Below are 17,241 nucleotides of genomic sequence, written 5' to 3' on the forward strand. Positions count from 1 at the left end.
ATGAGCGCGGAACGCACATGGCCCTGGCAAGCCGGAGCCTACCGGCGCCGCTTCCATCGAGCTTCCAAGACACTCGCGCGGCGAAATGTTCCTGCTCGCGCAACCACCGCCGAGCCGTCACCCCGTGCGAAGGTGCGCGGCCAAGCGGGATTCCCACTGCGCAATCGCAGGCACCCCCGACGCCTCGAGACCGTCGTGGCCCAGGACGCTGTTGGCCGGCCGCGGTGCAGGCACCGGGAACTCGACGGTCGTGATCGGGGTGACCCGCTCCGGATCGAGGCCGCTCAACCGAAAGATCTCCTGCGCGAACCCGTGCCAACTCGTCGAGCCGGAGCTTGTGCCGTGGTAGTAACCACCGGGCACTTCTGCCCGCACGAGGCGCAGGATGAGATCCGCAAGATCGCGCGTCCACGTGGGTTGGCCGAATTGGTCAGCGACCACTGTGAGGGTCTCCCGCTCCCCCGCGAGACGCAGCATCGTCGTGACGAAGTTGGGCCCACCGGCCCCGTAGAGCCATGCGGTCCGCACCACCAGCGCACGCGGATTCGCTTGGCGCACAGCCCACTCGCCAGCCGCTTTGGTGCGGCCGTAGGCCGACCTGGGCGCTTGCGGTGCATCCTCGGGCCACGGCTGCGCGCCTTCGCCCGACATCACGTAGTCGGTCGAGATGTGCACGCATCGTGCTTGTGACTCAGCGCACGCGAGCGCCACATTGCGTGCGCCGACCGCGTTGATCATGAAGGCCTCGGGTTCGTGTTCCTCGGCCTTGTCAACGGCGGTCCACGCCGCGCAGTTGACGACGACGTCCGCTGCGGCGATCGCCTTCCGCACCGCGTCCAGGTCGCGGATGTCGCACTCAGCGCTACCGAACGCGATGAACTGCTCGCCGGCGTCCGCGAGCACGGCCTGAAGGTCTTGACCGAGCATGCCGTGACCGCCGAGCAGCACCCACTTCATCGGGTGGTGCCTGGGCTCGTCACCTGCTGCGTCTGGGCGTATTTCTCCTCGACGGCCTGCTTCATCGGGCGCCACCACGACTCGTTGTCGCGGTACCACTCGACGGTCGCAGCAAGACCCTCATCGAAGCTGCGGTACTCCGGCTCCCAACCCAACTCTGTACGCAGCATCGTCGAGTCGATCGCGTAGCGCAGGTCGTGGCCGGCGCGGTCGGTCACGTGGTCATAAGCGTCCGCGTCGCGACCGAACGTGGTGAGCAGCTTGCGCACCACGTCCTTGTTGTTCACCTCGCCATCGGCGCCGATGAGATAGGTCTGCCCGATGCGGCCCTTGTCGAGGATTGCCCAGACGGCGGAGTTGTGATCGTCGACATGGATCCAGTCGCGGACGTTCAAACCCTCGCCGTACAGCTTCGGCCGCACCCCGTCGATGAGGTTGGTGATCTGGCGCGGGATGAACTTCTCGACGTGTTGGCGGGGGCCGTAGTTGTTCGAGCAGTTGGAGATCGTGGCCTGCACCCCGAACGAGCGCACCCACGCCCGCACGAGCATGTCGCTCGCGCCCTTGGTGGATGAGTAAGGACTCGACGGGTTGTACGGCGTCGACTCGGTGAAGCGGTTCGGGTCGTCCAGTTCGAGATCGCCGTAGACCTCGTCGGTCGAGATGTGGTGATAGCGGACGCCGTGCTGACGCACCGCCTCCAGCAGCGTGTAGGTGCCGATGACGTTGGTGTCGAGGAACGGTCGCGGGTCGGCGAGGGAATTGTCGTTGTGCGACTCGGCCGCGAAATGAACCACCGCGTCGGCCTGCGCCACCAGCCGGTCGACAAGCTCGGTATCGGCGATATCGCCCTCGACGAACTCGATCTCGTCGAGCACTCCGTCCAGCGATGCCTTGGTGCCGGCGTAGGTCAACTTGTCGAGCACCGTCACCTGCACGTCCGGACGGGTGCGCCGGGTCAGATGAACGAAGTTGCTCCCGATGAAACCGGCCCCGCCGGTCACGAGTACGCGCACGAATTTTCACCCAATCGTTCATCGACAAGCCCCGAAGTTCCGTCCGGAGCTTACCGTCGCCACACGGCTACGCCCGGTGGCAGGCGTCTAGGGTGGCACCCGTGAAAGGCATCATTCTCGCCGGCGGATCCGGCACCCGGCTGCATCCGATCACGCGTGGGATCAGCAAGCAGCTCATGCCGATCTACGACAAGCCGATGGTCTACTACCCGCTGTCGACGCTGCTCATGGCAGGCGTGCGCGAGGTGCTCATCATCACCACCCCTCACGACGCCGACCAGTTCCATCGCTTGCTGGGTGACGGATCGCAGTGGGGCATCGAGATCAGCTACGCAGTGCAGCCTTCACCGGACGGCCTCGCCCAGGCGTTCATCATCGGCGCCGATTTCATCGGTGATGACTCCGTGGCGCTCGTGCTCGGTGACAACATCTTCCACGGCGCTGGCCTCGGCACCCGCTTGCGTGACAACACCGACCTCACCGGCGGCCGCATCTTCGCCTACCACGTGCCCAACCCGACGTCGTACGGCGTCGTCGAGTTCGATGATCAGATGCACGCCATCTCCATCGAGGAGAAGCCAGCTGAACCCAAATCGAACTACGCGGTGCCCGGTCTCTACTTCTACGACAACGACGTCGTCGAGATCGCCAATCAGCTCAAGCCCAGCGCCCGCGGCGAAATCGAGATCACCGGCGTCAACGACGCGTACCTCAAGAGGGGCGACCTGCAGGTCACCGTGCTTCCGCGGGGCACCGCGTGGTTCGACACCGGGACGTTCGAGGGTCTGATGTCCGCGGCGCAGTTCGTGCACGTCGTCGAACAACAGCAAGGCCTCAAGATCGGCTGCGTCGAAGAGATCGCCTGGCGCAACGGTTGGCTCGATGACGACGGGCTGCGCCGGCACGCGGACGACCTCACCAAGAGCGGTTACGGCACCTACCTGCACCGCATCCTCGCAGAAGGAAGACGACGCGCATGAACATCGAACCGCTGACGATCGAAGGCGCGTGGGTGATCACCCCGCGCCAGTTCCCCGACGACCGCGGCGTCTTCATGGAAGGCTTCCGCGCCGACAAGCTCGCCGAGCACATCGGTCACCAGATGCAGGTCGTGCAGACCAACATCTCTGTCTCCAGCGCCGGCACCGTCCGCGGCATCCACTACGCCGACGTGCCCCCGTCGCAAGCGAAGTACATCACCGCAGCCAGCGGCTCACTGATCGACTACATCGTCGACATCAGAGTCGGATCCCCGACCTTCGGCCAGTGGGACAGCGTCGCGCTCGACGGCGAGTCACGCAAGGCCGTCTACTTGTCCGAGGGCCTCGGCCACGCCTTCTGCGCGCTCGAGGACGACACCACGGCCGTCTACCTCTGCTCCTCGGCCTACAACCCCGAGCGCGAACACGGCGTGCATCCGCTCGATCCGGCCATCGGCCTGGTGCTGCCCGACGGAGTGACGCCGACCCTGTCGCCCAAGGACGAAGCAGCCCCCAGCCTTGCCGAGGCTCAATCAGCGGGCGCGCTGCCGCGGTACGACGACTGCATCGCCTTTCGTCAGTCGCTGAGCGGCTGATCGTCCATGCGGCGTTGGATCAACCGATGAGACCCGCGCCTACCGTCACGCCGCTGGCTTCGTCGATCAGGATGAACGACCCGGTCGTGCGGTTGTCGGCGTAGCTGTCGACCACCAGCGGTTGCGCCAACCGGAAGCTGACCCGCCCGATCTCGTTCAGCTGCAACGATTCCGGCGAACCAACCGATTCGAGCGTGTTGACGTCCAGCTGATGCTCGAGCGCACCCACCACCGCGCGACCACTGCGCGTGCCGTGCTTGATCGCCAACTTCCGTCCGGGGGTGAGCGGCTGAGTCGCCATCCAACACACTGTCGCATCGAGTGCCTTGGTCGTCGCCGGCTGATCAGCGACCGCAGCGATCACGTCGCCGCGGGAGACGTCGATGTCATCGGCTAACCGGACGGTCACCGACAGACGCTCCGGGGCCTCGTCCAGAGAGCGGTCGAACAGATCGATGGCCTCGATCGTCGAGCGCTGACCGCTGGGCAGCACGACCACCTCGTCACCCACCCGGAAGGTGCCGCCCGTGACTCGGCCGGCGTACCCGCGGTAGTCGTGGTGCTCGTCCGACTTGGGACGAATGACGTATTGCACGGGCAGCCTTGCGGCATCACGGGACTGGTGCCGGGCGTCCACCGCTTCGAGGTACTGCAACAAGGTCGGCCCTTCGTACCACGGCAGGTTCGGGGACGACTCGACCACGTTGTCGCCCTGGAGCGCTGACACCGGGATCACCCGAATACCCGGCACGTCCAGACGCGCCGCGAAGGCGGTGAACTCCTCATCGATACGGTCGAAAACCGCCTGGTCGAAATCGACGAGATCCATCTTGTTGACGGCCAGCACGATGTGCGGCACCCGCAGCAACGACAGCAGCACTGCGTGACGACGCGACTGCTCGGTCAGCCCCTGCCGGGCGTCCACCAACACCAGCCCGAGGTCGGCCGTCGAGGCGCCGGTGACCATGTTGCGGGTGTACTCGACGTGTCCTGGGGTGTCGGCGATGATGAACTTGCGCCGCGGCGTCGCGAAGTATCGGTACGCCACGTCGATCGTGATGCCCTGCTCTCGCTCCGAACGCAGCCCGTCGGTCAGGAGCGCGAGGTCGGTGTAGTCGTATCCCTTCGTGCGAGAGGTGTTTTCGACGGCCGCCAGTTGATCCTCGAAGATCGCTTTCGAGTCGAGCAGGAGCCGACCGATCAACGTCGACTTGCCGTCGTCCACCGATCCCGCGGTGGCGAAACGCAGCAGATCCATCAGAAGTAGCCTTCCTTCTTGCGGTCTTCCATCGCAGCTTCGGAGAACCGGTCGTCGCCGCGAGTAGCGCCGCGCTCCGTGACCCGTGCGATGGCCACTTCGTCAACGATCTCCTGCAGCGTGGACGCCTCGCTCTCCACACAACCGGTGAGGGTCAGGTCGCCCACCGTGCGGAATCGGACTGTGCGCTCGGTCGCTTCCTCGCCGGCACGACACGGGTTGAACTCCGACTCGCTCAGCAACATGCCGTCGCGCTCGAAGACGCGGCGACGGTGGCTGAAATAGATCGAGGGGATCTCGATCTGCTCGCGCAGCAGGTAGTGCCAGATGTCGAGCTCGGTCCAGTTCGAGAGCGGGAAGATGCGCATGTGCTCGCCGGGGTGAATGCGTCCGTTGTAGAGCGACCAGAGCTCCGGACGCTGGTTCTTCGGGTCCCACTGACCAAAATCATCACGATGCGAGTAGATGCGCTCCTTGGCCCGCGCCTTCTCCTCGTCGCGCCGCCCACCTCCGAACGCAGCGGTGAAGCCGTGCTCCTCGATCGCGTTCAGCAACGTGCCGGTCTGCAAACGGTTGCGGCTGGTGCGCCCGTCGTCGACGACCACGCCGTCGGCGATCGCCTGCTCCACCGACGCCACGATCAGCCGCGCGCCCAATCGCTCCACCCAGCGGTCGCGCGTGGCGAGCACCTCCGGGAAGTCATAACCGGTGTCGACCTGCATCAGCGGAAACGGGATCTTGGCGGGGTGGAAGGCCTTCTGCGCCAAGCGCAGCATGACGATGGAGTCTTTCCCACCGGAGAAGAGCAGCACCGGCCGCTCGAACTCGGCGGCCACCTCGCGGATGATGTGGATCGACTCCGCTTCGAGCAGGTCGAGCTCGTTCAATCGCCCAGCACCCAGGGCGGTGCGCGGCGCCTGTGCGTCGACGGTCACGTCGTCTCACTCCTCGACTCGGGATGGCAGTGCCAAAACTCCGCGTTATGTTATCGGTAACCCAGGCAACTGCTTGGGGCGTCCACATCGCAGACCCGGAAGGCCATCCGTTGACCGATTCCACCGACATGCGTGTGGACCCAACTGCGCTCGACGAGCTGCTCCTCCTGCGCGACGGCCTGCTGACTCACGACGAGGTGAGCCCACCCGAAGCGCCCCTGGGTACGACCTTCGTCGACCTCGAAGGTGTGCCCGTCGCGACAGTGACACAGGACGGCTACGCATGGCACGTCGACGACTCGCGCGCGTTCGCCCGCCTGTACGGCACGCCACAGGCCGGCGGAGACAGCCGCCACGCGCTGTGGGTCGACCAGCCGTCCACCCGGATCATCGAACTGGCACGCGATGGGTCCGTTCTTTTCGTACCCACCTCGCCGAGCCATTTGCTCGGCCACCGGGCCGCGTCTGCTGTGCACTCCGCACTGGCCGCTGCGCGGGCGCGTCCCGACCTGACCGTCATCGCGGTGCCGGTCGACCTCGGCTCCCACCCGCAGCGGCAGCGCATGATCGACGAGGCCTTCGGTGTCTCACGGTCGGAGCGCGTGAGCGACCTCGAAAAGGCCACTGCGACAGGCACTTTCATCCTGCTGACCGGACTCTCCGGATCTGGCAAGTCGACCATCGCGCGGGCCCTGCGCGAAGACCTCGTCGCCCGTGGCGAAACCGTCACCCTCCTGGACGGCGACCAGGTGCGCCGGGAACTCTCCTCTGGCCTCGGCTTCTCCCCCGCTGATCGCGACACGAATGTGCGCCGCATCGGTTGGGTGGGCGCCGAGATCGCTGCCCACGGAGGTGTCGTCGTCGCCTGCCCGATCGCGCCGTACGACGCCACCCGCCGACAGGTGCGTCGCATGGTGGAGCAGGCGGGGGCTCGGATGATCCTGGTGCACGTCGCCACGCCCGTCCAGGAATGCGAGCGCCGTGACCGCAAGGGGCTCTACGCAAAGGCCCGTGCGGGCGAGATCCCCGACTTCACCGGGATCAGTGCACCGTACGAGGTGCCGACCGATGCCGAACTGGTCATCGACACCACACACGTCTCGGCCGAGAACGCCGTGACCCGCATCATCGACCTGCTCAAGGGCGCCCGTCGGTGAGCGAGCTGTTCGACCTGCTCGGCCAGCAGTTGCCGGGCCTGCTCGCGGTGTCATTCCTGGTGGGTATCGTCGTCGGCCTCACCGGCATGGGCGGCGGTGCACTCATGACGCCGGCCCTCATCTTCTTCGGCATCCCACCGACCACCGCCGTCGCGAACGACCTGGTGGCAGCGGCGGTCAACAAGTCGGTCGGCGCAGCGGTGCACAAGCGGTCGGGCTCCCCTGACCTACGCCTGGTCAGACTACTGGTCATCGGTTCTGTGCCCCCTGCGCTGGCCGGTGGCTGGATCGTCAGCCTGCTCGGCACGGACGAAGCACAACAGAAGAACCTCAAGCTGATCATCGGCATCACCCTGCTCATCGCGGCGCTCACCTACGCCGGCCGCATGTACCTCGACCTCACCGGAGCCATCGGACGACGACAAGGCGCCTCCATCGAGATCCGCACGGTGCCGACGATTCTCGTCGGTGCCATCGGTGGTCTGATGGTCGGCATCACCAGCGTGGGCAGCGGCTCGATCATCATGGTGGCGCTCGTGATGCTCCACCCGGCGCTGTCGGCCCGCCGACTGGTCGGCACCGACCTCGTCCAGGCCGTCCCGCTCGTCTTCGCCGCGGCGCTCAGCCACGTGCTGATCCAGGGAGTCGATTGGGGCGTACTCGTGCCGTTGATCGTCGGCGGCACCCCCGGCACCTTCCTCGGAGCCCGCCTCTCGCGTGTGGTCGCACCGTCAGTGATCCGCGGCGGCATCGTCATCGTGCTGACCCTCACCGGGCTCACCATGCTCAAGACGCCGCCGGCCGTGGTCGGGGCGATCGGTTGTGCCGCAGTGATTCTCTGCCCCGTCGTCTGGACGCTGGTGCGCCGCCGCCACGAACACCATGTGCAGCGCATACTCGAGACCGACGAGTCCTACACGATCTGAGCCTTCAGCTCTCCAGCGTGAGCGCCCGCACCACCGGTGGCATGAGTTCGTTGAGTTGCGCGGCCATGCGGTCGAACACCTCGGGTGCTCGGCGGTACGGGTCGACCACGTCGGCTTCGTCCTCACCGCGCGGGTGGATCGTGGTGCGCCGCTTGCTGACGTCGTCGATGAGACGTCCGACGAAGGAGTCATCCGCCGGGCCGAAGAAGCCACCACTGGCCGGCGGCACAACGTCCATGTCGCGAACCAGGTCGCTGAGGTCAGCCAGGGCGAAGGTGTACTTCAAACCCTTCGGCTCCATCGTCACCACTTCGGCACGGTGATGCCTGGTGGCCGTGATGACCAGATCTGCCTCGGCGATCATCTCCGGGGTGAGCTGACGTGACCGGAAGCCGCCGTCGTCAATCCCCAACTGCTGCAAGCGTTGCAGGCTCTGCGGCTCGATCGGGTAGTCGACCAACGCGCGCGTGCCGGCACTCGCCACCGTGTATCCGCGTCCGGCCAACTGGGTGGCGAGCACCCGCTCCATGTAGGGAGAGCGACAGATATTGCCGGTGCAAACAGTGAGGATTCGTGCGTCGGTCACGGGCTGAGCCTACCGACGTTCCGCGGCGTGCGGCTCCCGCCCCGAGGCGCCAGCCGTCGGGACTCGACAGGCAGGACGGCCCACCCTCAGCCGGCGCATCAGGGGCGGGATGAGCAGGCGTTCGGCGACCCGTAGATTCGAGTGGCCAATCGTTTGGGAAAGAGGTCGGGATGTCAGGCGGGCACAGCCATTCGCACGGCGCATTGAGTGCAAGCGGTCGTCACCGCTGGCGCCTTGCGGTGTCGTTCGGGCTGATTGCAGCCTTCTTCGTCGTCGAACTCGTGGCCGCTCTCATCTCCGGCTCGCTTGCCCTGCTTTCGGACGCCGGTCACATGGCCGCCGACGTCGTCACGCTCGGCGCCGCGTTGATCGCGACCCGACTGGCCGCGCGGCCCGACACCACCGGCCGACGCACCTTCGGCCATTACCGGGCTGAGGTCTTCGCCTCCGGGCTGGCGGTGCTCATGATGCTCGGCGTCGCCGTCTACACCGCTGTCGAAGCGCTCTCGCGCATCGGTGAGCCGACCTCGGTCGGTTCGAAGGCGATGATCGGCGTCGGTGCGCTCGGCCTGCTGGTCAACCTCATCGCGCTCCTGCTGCTGCGCGATGGCGCAGCAGAGAGCCTCAACGTGCGCGGCGCCTACCTCGAAGTCGTGGCCGACACCGTGGGTTCGCTCGGCGTGCTCGTTGCCGGCGCGCTGATCGCCTTCACCGGCAACGCGTGGTGGGACACCGCCGTCGCACTGGCCATTTCGGTCTTCGTCGCCGTCCGTGCGGTGATGCTCGGCCGCGAGGTGCTCAGCGTGCTGGGCCAACACGCCCCGGCCGGCGTCGAACCCACCGAGATGCTCGCTGCGCTGGGTGAGGTCGACGGCGTCACGGACGTGCACGACCTGCACGTCTGGACGCTCACCTCCGGCATGGACGTCGCTACCGCGCACTTGGTGCGCTCGCCCGAAGGCAGCGCCGATGAGGTGCTCGCTGCAGCCGCTCTCGTCCTGCGTGAACGCTTCGACATCGCGCACGCGACGCTGCAGGTGGAGACAAGGGACGGCGCCTGCACGAGCACCGACTGGTGACGGCAGCGCACAGTGTGCCGAGGGCGTGTCCTTTTGCCTGCGGTATACCTCGCGCAAAGGGACACTCCCCGCGCAAACGGCATCGCGGGAAATGAATGGAAGAACGCGAAAGGCCCCGCTCACTCACGTGAGCGGGGCCTCTCTTTCCGTAACTCAGTTGTCCGTGAAGCCCAGGGCCTCGTCGTCCAGACGGATCGCCTCGCCACTGCCCGGGCCGAAGACCGGGTAGTCGTAGGGCTGGTAGTCCGGCAGGGCGTAGAGCGCGGCCTTGGCCTCTTCGGTCGGCTCGACCGTGAGGTTGCGGTAACGGGTCAGACCCGTACCGGCCGGGATCAACTTACCGAGGATGACGTTCTCCTTCAGACCCAACAGCGGGTCACGGCGACCGTGCATCGCGGCCTCGGTGAGGACGCGAGTGGTCTCCTGGAAGGAGGCTGCCGACAACCACGAGTCGGTGGCCAGCGACGCCTTGGTGATACCCATGAGCTCGGGACGACCCGACGCCGGACGTCCGCCTTCGGCGACCGCCTTGCGCGAGGAGTCCTCGAAGCGGCCACGCTCGGCCAGCTCACCCGGGAGCAGGTCGGTGTCACCGGCTTCGATGATCGTCACGCGACGCAGCATCTGGCGCACGATGACCTCGATGTGCTTGTCGTGGATCGACACACCCTGCTGGCGGTACACACCCTGCACCTCGTCCACCAGGTGCTTCTGCACCTCGCGGGCACCCTGGATGCGCAGCACCTGCTTGGGGTCGATGGCACCCTGCACGAGCAGCGAACCGACCTCGACGTGCTGACCGTCCTCGACCAGCAGGCGCGCACGCTTGCTGACCGGGTAGTTCTGCTCCTCCGAGCCGTCGTCCGGGGTGAGGACGATGGTGCGGGACTTGTCGTCGTCCTTGACCTCGACACGTCCACTGGCCTCGGCGATCGGGGCGACACCCTTGGGGGTGCGCGCCTCGAACAGCTCGACCACACGGGGCAGACCCTGGGTGATGTCGTCGGCCGCAGCCGCACCACCGGTGTGGAAGGTACGCATGGTCAGCTGCGTGCCGGGCTCACCGATCGACTGGGCCGCGATGATGCCGACGGCCTCACCGATGTCGACCAGCTTGCCGGTGGCCAGCGAGCGGCCGTAGCACATGGCGCAGGTGCCGACGCGCGACTCACAGGTGAGCACCGAGCGGACCTTGACCTCCTCGATACCGGCTGCGAGCAGCTTGTCGAGGTTGACATCGCCCAGGTCGGAGCCGGCGGCGGCGAGCACATCGCCGTCCTTCTCCACGTCGACCGCGAGGTTGCGAGCGTAGACCGAGGACTCGACGTTCTCGTGCTCGATCAGGTCGCCGTCCAGACCACGCTGACCGATCGGCAGCACCAGACCACGGTCGGTACCACAGTCGGCCTCGCGGATGATGACGTCCTGCGAGACGTCCACCAGGCGTCGGGTCAGGTAACCCGAGTCGGCGGTACGCAGCGCGGTGTCGGCCAGACCCTTACGGGTTCCGTGCGTGGAGATGAAGAACTCCAGCACCGACAAGCCCTCACGGAAGTTGGACTTGATCGGACGCGGGATGATCTCACCCTTGGGGTTGGCCATGAGGCCACGCGCACCGGCGATCTGACGGATCTGGAACCAGTTACCACCGGCGCCGGAGGACACCATGCGGTAGATCGGGTTCTTCGGGTCGAAGTTGGCCTGCATCTCAGCAGCAACCTCGTTCGTGCCCTGCGTCCAGATCTCGATGAGCTCCTGACGGCGCTCGTCGTCGGTGATCAGACCACGCTCGAACTGGCCCTGCACCTTGGCGGCCTTGGTGTCGTACCCGGAGAGGATCTCCTCCTTGCGGTCGGGCGTCTGCACGTCGCCGATGGCAACGGTGCAACCCGAACGCGTCGCGTGGTAGAAACCGGCCTCCTTGAGCGCGTCCAGCGATGCAGCGACCTGCACCTTGGCGTAACGCTCGGCGAGGTCGTTGACGACCGCACCCAAGGCCTTCTTGTCGATGGCCCTGTTCAGGAAGGGGTAGTCCTCCGGCAGCGTCTGGTTGAACAGCACGCGACCCAAGGTGGTGGCCAGCTGGTAGCCGGACGCCCGACCCATCTCGTCGGCCTCGACGCCCTCGGGCAGGTCGAAACCTTCCGGCGGCACCTGGTCGAACAAACGGATGCTCACCAGCGAACCGAGCTTGATCTCACCGCGGTCGAAGGCCATGTGGGCCTCGGCCGGCGAGGAGAACGTACGCAGCGCACCGTTGTCAGCGCCCTCAGCCGCCACCTCGCCGTCCTGGGACGTGAGGTGGAAGATGCCGGTGATCATGTCCTGGCTCGGCATGGTGACCGGACGACCGTCGGCCGGCTTCAGCACGTTGTTGCTCGACAGCATGAGGATGCGGGCCTCGGCCTGCGCCTCCGACGACAGCGGCACGTGCACAGCCATCTGGTCACCGTCGAAGTCAGCGTTGAACGCGGTGCAGACCAGCGGGTGGATCTGGACGGCCTTGCCCTCGACCAACTGCGGCTCGAAGGCCTGGATGCCCAGACGGTGCAGCGTGGGTGCGCGGTTCAGCAGCACCGGGTGCTCGGTGATGACCTCTTCGAGGACGTCCCACACCTGCGGACGCTGACGCTCCACCATGCGCTTGGCCGACTTGATGTTCTGCGCGTGGTCGAGGTCGACCAGACGCTTCATCACGAACGGCTTGAACAGCTCCAGGGCCATCTGCTTGGGCAGACCGCACTGGTGCAGCTTCAGCTGCGGACCGACCACGATGACCGAACGGCCGGAGTAGTCGACGCGCTTACCGAGCAGGTTCTGACGGAAACGTCCCTGCTTGCCCTTGAGCATGTCGGACAACGACTTCAACGGACGGTTGCCCGGCCCGGTGACCGGACGTCCACGACGACCGTTGTCGAAGAGGCTGTCGACAGCCTCCTGCAGCATCCGCTTCTCGTTGTTGACGATGATCTCGGGCGCACCGAGGTCGAGCAGTCGCTTGAGGCGGTTGTTGCGGTTGATGACGCGGCGGTACAGGTCGTTCAGGTCGGAGGTCGCAAAGCGGCCACCGTCCAACTGCACCATCGGACGCAGGTCCGGCGGGATGACCGGGACGGCGTCGAGCACCATCGAGGCCGGGCTGTTGGTGGTCTGCTGGAAGGCAGTCACCACGCGCAGGCGCTTGAGGGCGCGGGTCTTGCGCTGACCCTTGCCGGTGGCGATGGTCTCGCGCAGCGACTCTGCCTCGGCCTCGAGGTCGAAGCTCTCCAGGCGCTTCTGCAGTGCAGCGGCGCCCATGCCGCCCTCGAAGTACAGACCGAAACGGTCACGCATCTCGCGGTAGAGCACCTCATCGCCCTCGAGGTCCTGGACCTTGAGGTTCTTGAAGCGGTCCCAGACCTGCTCGAGGCGCTCGATCTGCGCGTCCGCACGCTTGCGGATCTGCGTCATTTCACGCTCGGCGGCCTCACGGGTCTTGCGACGGACGTCGGCCTTGGCACCCTCGGACTCCAGCGTGGCGAGGTCGCCCTCGAGCTTGGCGGCGCGGGTGTTGACGTCGTTGTCGCGACGGTTCTCGACCTCCTTCTTCTCGACCTCGATCTGTGCCTCCAAGGACGGGAGGTCCTTGTGGCGCTGGTCGGTGTCGACGGAGGTGATCATGTACGCGGCGAAGTAGATGACCTTCTCGAGGTCCTTCGGCGCGAGGTCGAGCAGGTAACCCAAGCGCGAAGGGACGCCCTTGAAGTACCAGATGTGGGTGACCGGAGCGGCGAGCTCGATGTGGCCCATGCGCTCACGACGCACGGCCGAGCGGGTCACCTCGACGCCACAGCGCTCACAGATGATGCCCTTGAAGCGCACACGCTTGTACTTGCCGCAGTAGCACTCCCAGTCGCGAGTCGGGCCGAAGATCTTCTCGCAGAAGAGTCCGTCCTTCTCGGGCTTGAGGGTGCGGTAGTTGATGGTCTCGGGCTTCTTGACCTCGCCGTGGCTCCACTGGCGGATGTCTTCGGCGGTTGCCTGGCCGATGCGAAGCTCATCGAAGAAGTTGACGTCCAGCACTCTGTGCTTCCTTCTTTCGTTCTGTCTGATTCAGAAAGTTCGTGATGATCGCGCGGGGGTTGCGGACGGACGAAAGGGCCCGTCCGCAACCTCGCGAATCAGACTTCGTCGACCGAGCTCGGCTCGCGACGGGACAGGTCGATGCCCAACTCCTCGGCGGCCCGGAAGACCTCCTGGTCGGAGTCGCGCAGGTCGATCGCCTGGCCGTCGCTGCTGAGCACCTCGACGTTGAGACACAGCGACTGCATCTCCTTGATGAGCACCTTGAAGGACTCGGGGATGCCCGGCTCGGGGATGTTCTCGCCCTTGACGATGGCCTCGTACACCTTCACGCGGCCGGTCACGTCGTCAGACTTGATCGTGAGCAGCTCCTGGAGGGCGTACGCCGCTCCATAAGCCTCGAGTGCCCAGACCTCCATCTCACCGAAACGCTGACCACCGAACTGCGCCTTACCACCGAGCGGCTGCTGGGTGATCATCGAGTACGGACCGGTCGAACGCGCGTGGATCTTGTCGTCGACCAGGTGGTGCAGCTTCAGGATGTACATGTAACCGACCGAGATCGGCTCCGGGAAGGGCTCACCGGAACGACCGTCGAACAGTCGCGCCTTGCCGCTGTTGCTGACCAACTGCTGACCGTCGCGGGTCTTGTTGGTCGACTCCAGCAGGCCGGTGATCGCACCCTCGGATGCACCGTCGAACACCGGCGAAGCGACACGCGAACCAGCGGGCGCCTCGTGGGCGTCCTTCGGGATCTGCGCGGCCCACTCCGGGTCGCCCTCGATGTTCCACCCGCGGCTGGCAGCCCAGCCGAGGTGCAGCTCGAGGATCTGGCCGAGGTTCATACGACGCGGCACACCGTGGGGGTTGAGCACGACGTCGACCGGCGTGCCGTCCTCCAGGAAGGGCATGTCCTCGACCGGCAGGATCTTGGCGATGACACCCTTGTTGCCGTGACGGCCGGCGAGCTTGTCACCATCGGTGATCTTGCGCTTGTTGGCCACGTAGACACGCACGAGCTGGTTGACGCCCGGGGGAAGCTCGTCGCCTTCCTCGCGGTCGAAGACCTTCACGCCGATGACCGTGCCGGTCTCGCCGTGGGGCACCTTCATCGAGGTGTCGCGCACCTCGCGCGCCTTCTCACCGAAGATGGCGCGCAGCAGGCGCTCCTCCGGGGTCAGCTCGGTCTCACCCTTGGGCGTGACCTTGCCGACCAGCAGGTCGCCGTCGCGCACCTCGGCACCGATGCGGATGATGCCGCGCTCGTCGAGGTCGGCCAGCACATCTTCGGAGACGTTCGGGATGTCCCGCGTGATCTCCTCCGGGCCCAGCTTGGTGTCGCGGGCGTCGATCTCGTGCTCCTCGATGTGGATCGAGGAGAGAACGTCGTCCTGCACCAGACGCTGGCTGAGGATGATGGCGTCCTCGAAGTTGTAGCCCTCCCACGGCATGAACGCCACGAGGAGGTTCTTACCCAGGGCCATCTCGCCACCGTCGGTCGACGGACCGTCGGCCAGCACGCCACCGACCTCGACACGGTCACCCGTGCCGACGACGACGCGCTGGTTGTAGCAGGTGCCGGCGTTGGAGCGGTCGAACTTGGCGATGCGGTAGGTGGTGTACGTCGCGTCGTCGTTGGCGACGGTGACCAGGTCAGCCGACACCTCCTGCACGACACCGGCCTTCTCGGCGCGGACGACGTCACCGGAGTCGAGCGCAGCGCGCAACTCCATACCGGTGCCGACCAGCGGCGCCTCGGCGCGCACCAGCGGCACGGCCTGACGCTGCATCGCTGCACCCATGAGGGCACGCGAGGCGTCGTCGTGCTCCAGGAACGGGATGAGCGCGGTGGAGGCCGACACCATCTGACGAGCCGAGACGTCCATGTAGTCGACGTCCTCGGCCGGGACGTCGGAGGCCTCTCCGCCCTTGGCGCGCACCAGGACGCGCTCCTCGGCGAAGTGGTTGTCCTCCGTCAGCGGCGCGTTGGCCTGCGCGATGACGAACTCGTCCTCCTCGTCAGCCGAGAGGTAGTGCACCTCGTCGGTGACCAGGCCGTTCTCGACCCGGCGATACGGGGTCTCGACGAAGCCGAACGGGTTGATGCGTCCGAAGCTGGCCAGCGAACCGATCAGACCGATGTTCGGGCCTTCCGGCGTCTCGATCGGGCACATACGGCCGTAGTGGGACGGGTGGACGTCACGCACTTCCATGCCGGCGCGGTCGCGGGACAGACCACCAGGACCCAGCGCCGACAGACGACGCTTGTGCGTCAGACCGGCGAGCGGGTTGTTCTGGTCCATGAACTGCGACAGCTGGCTGGTGCCGAAGAACTCCTTGATGGAGGCAACGACGGGCCGGATGTTGATCAGCGTCTGCGGCGTGATGGCCTCGACGTCCTGCGTGGTCATGCGCTCACGCACGACACGCTCCATGCGCGACAGACCCGTACGCACCTGGTTCTGGATCAACTCACCCACGTTGCGCAGGCGACGGTTGCCGAAGTGGTCGATGTCGTCGACCTCGACGCGCAGGTCGATGTCCTTGCCGTCGCGGCGGCCCGGCAGCGTGTTGCGGCCGTCGTGCAGCGCGACGATGTACTTGACCGTGGCGATGACGTCGTCCAGCGACAGGGTCGAGTCGGACAGCGGAGCCTCCAGGCCCAGCTTCTTGTTGACCTTGTGACGACCGACCTTGGCCATGTCGTAACGCTTGCCGTTGAAGTACAAGCCGTTCAGGAGGTTCTGTGCAGCCTCCCGGGTCGGCGGTTCGCCCGGACGCAGCTTGCGGTAGATGTCGATCAGCGCTTCGTCCTGGGTGGTGGTGTTGTCCTTCTCCAGGGTCTGGCGCATGGAGTCGAACTCGCCGAACTCCTCCAGGATCTGCGCCTCGGTCATGCCGAGGGCCTTCAGCAGCACCGTCACCGACTGCTTGCGCTTGCGGTCGACGCGCACGCCGACCATGTCGCGCTTGTCGATCTCGAACTCCAGCCACGCACCGCGGCTGGGGATGATCTTGGCGGTGTAGATGTCCTTGTCGGACGTCTTGTCGATCGAGCGCTCGAAGTAGACGCCCGGACTACGCACCAGCTGGGAGACGACGACACGCTCGGTGCCGTTGATGATGAAGGTGCCGCGGTCGGTCATGAGCGGGAAGTCGCCCATGAACACCGTCTGGCTCTTGATCTCACCGGTGTTGTGGTTCATGAACTCGGCCGTGACGAACAACGGCGCCGAGTAGGTCATGTCACGCTCTTTGCACTCCTCGATGGAGTACTTGACCTCTTCGAAGCGGTGGTCGCGGAACGACAGGCTCATCGTCTCGGCGAAGTCTTCGATCGGGGAGATCTCCTCGAAGATCTCCTCCAGACCGGAACGCTCATTGAGGTCGTCGCGCCCGGCAGCCTTGGCTTCGGCAACGCGAACCTGCCAGCGCTCGTTGCCGAGCAGCCAGTCGAAGCTCTCCGTTTGCGGAGCAAGCAAGTCGGGCATTTCCAAGGGTTCGCGAATCTTCGCGAAGGAAAGACGGCCAGATGCCGTCTTCGCCGAGGACAGGGATTGGGTCGCAGTACGCGAGGCAGCCAAGGAGGGTCCTTCCACAGGCCGGTACGGGCGGTTGGCCGGCTGCCTTCGAGTCAACCGATCCCGCCTGCCGGTGGGCAGGACAACCGCGGCTTCGCAAATCGAGGG

General features: G+C 66.0%; 12 protein-coding genes. 5 read left to right on the plus strand and 7 right to left on the minus strand.

Annotation, left to right across the window (positions count from 1 at the left end; all coding sequences use genetic code 11):
- Positions 1-117: 117 nt before the first annotated feature.
- The gene (gene rfbD, locus J5M86_RS11925) at positions 118-957 is read right to left on the minus strand and encodes a dTDP-4-dehydrorhamnose reductase (protein ID WP_188059220.1); all 840 of its coding nucleotides are present in this window, start codon (positions 955-957) and stop codon (positions 118-120) included.
- Positions 954-1,973, minus strand: a complete 1,020-nt coding sequence (gene rfbB / locus J5M86_RS11930) for a dTDP-glucose 4,6-dehydratase (RefSeq protein WP_188059219.1) — start codon at positions 1,971-1,973, stop codon at positions 954-956. Before rfbB ends, rfbD begins: the two co-directional genes overlap by 4 nt.
- Positions 1,974-2,074: 101 nt before the next feature.
- Here rfbB and rfbA point away from each other — a divergent pair, with 101 nt between their 5' ends.
- Both rfbA and J5M86_RS11940 read left to right on the plus strand, forming a co-directional pair.
- Positions 2,075-2,953, plus strand: coding sequence for a glucose-1-phosphate thymidylyltransferase RfbA (gene rfbA / locus J5M86_RS11935; protein ID WP_188059218.1), 879 nt, complete (start codon positions 2,075-2,077; stop codon positions 2,951-2,953).
- The gene (locus J5M86_RS11940) at positions 2,950-3,549 is read left to right on the plus strand and encodes a dTDP-4-dehydrorhamnose 3,5-epimerase family protein (protein ID WP_188059217.1); all 600 of its coding nucleotides are present in this window, start codon (positions 2,950-2,952) and stop codon (positions 3,547-3,549) included. The genes rfbA and J5M86_RS11940 overlap by 4 nt, the downstream gene beginning before the upstream one ends.
- Positions 3,550-3,568: 19 nt before the next feature.
- Here J5M86_RS11940 and J5M86_RS11945 read toward each other — a convergent pair whose 3' ends face one another.
- Entirely contained in the window at positions 3,569-4,807 is a 1,239-nt protein-coding gene (locus tag J5M86_RS11945) for a sulfate adenylyltransferase subunit 1 (protein ID WP_188059216.1), read from the minus strand.
- Entirely contained in the window at positions 4,807-5,742 is a 936-nt protein-coding gene (cysD, locus tag J5M86_RS11950; RefSeq protein WP_244328341.1) for a sulfate adenylyltransferase subunit CysD, read from the minus strand. Before cysD ends, J5M86_RS11945 begins: the two co-directional genes overlap by 1 nt.
- 110 nt (positions 5,743-5,852) lie before the next feature.
- On the opposite strand from cysD, the gene cysC reads away from it, so the two are divergent.
- Both cysC and J5M86_RS11960 read left to right on the plus strand, forming a co-directional pair.
- Entirely contained in the window at positions 5,853-6,899 is a 1,047-nt protein-coding gene (cysC, locus tag J5M86_RS11955; protein WP_244328342.1) for an adenylyl-sulfate kinase, read from the plus strand.
- The gene (locus J5M86_RS11960) at positions 6,896-7,825 is read left to right on the plus strand and encodes a sulfite exporter TauE/SafE family protein (RefSeq protein WP_244328343.1); all 930 of its coding nucleotides are present in this window, start codon (positions 6,896-6,898) and stop codon (positions 7,823-7,825) included. The genes cysC and J5M86_RS11960 overlap by 4 nt, the downstream gene beginning before the upstream one ends.
- A 4-nt stretch (positions 7,826-7,829) precedes the next feature.
- Here J5M86_RS11960 and J5M86_RS11965 read toward each other — a convergent pair whose 3' ends face one another.
- Positions 7,830-8,411 (minus strand): low molecular weight phosphatase family protein, encoded by a 582-nt coding sequence (locus tag J5M86_RS11965; RefSeq protein ID WP_188059214.1) that lies wholly within the window; start codon positions 8,409-8,411, stop codon positions 7,830-7,832.
- Between the two features lie 170 nt (positions 8,412-8,581).
- Here J5M86_RS11965 and J5M86_RS11970 point away from each other — a divergent pair, with 170 nt between their 5' ends.
- Positions 8,582-9,490, plus strand: coding sequence for a cation diffusion facilitator family transporter (locus J5M86_RS11970; protein ID WP_188059213.1), 909 nt, complete (start codon positions 8,582-8,584; stop codon positions 9,488-9,490).
- A gap of 153 nt (positions 9,491-9,643) precedes the next feature.
- Here J5M86_RS11970 and J5M86_RS11975 read toward each other — a convergent pair whose 3' ends face one another.
- Together J5M86_RS11975 and rpoB are read right to left on the minus strand one after the other, a co-directional pair.
- Entirely contained in the window at positions 9,644-13,552 is a 3,909-nt protein-coding gene (locus J5M86_RS11975) for a DNA-directed RNA polymerase subunit beta' (protein WP_188059212.1), read from the minus strand.
- A gap of 98 nt (positions 13,553-13,650) precedes the next feature.
- Positions 13,651-17,136 (minus strand): DNA-directed RNA polymerase subunit beta, encoded by a 3,486-nt coding sequence (gene rpoB, locus J5M86_RS11980; RefSeq protein ID WP_188059211.1) that lies wholly within the window; start codon positions 17,134-17,136, stop codon positions 13,651-13,653.
- Between the last annotated feature and the right edge of the window lie 105 nt (positions 17,137-17,241).

The organism is Yimella sp. cx-51 (genome assembly GCF_017654605.1).
Lineage (GTDB): Bacteria > Actinomycetota > Actinomycetes > Actinomycetales > Dermatophilaceae > Yimella.

Excerpts from the sequence above, each read along its gene's own strand:
- rfbD (WP_188059220.1), bottom strand. The coding sequence starts at position 957 with ATGAAGTGGGTGCTGCTCGGCGGTCACGGCATGCTCGGTCAAGACCTT.
- J5M86_RS11940 (WP_188059217.1), top strand. The coding sequence starts at position 2,950 with ATGAACATCGAACCGCTGACGATCGAAGGCGCGTGGGTGATCACCCCG.
- J5M86_RS11970 (WP_188059213.1), top strand. The coding sequence starts at position 8,582 with ATGTCAGGCGGGCACAGCCATTCGCACGGCGCATTGAGTGCAAGCGGT.
- J5M86_RS11945 (WP_188059216.1), bottom strand. The coding sequence starts at position 4,807 with ATGGATCTGCTGCGTTTCGCCACCGCGGGATCGGTGGACGACGGCAAG.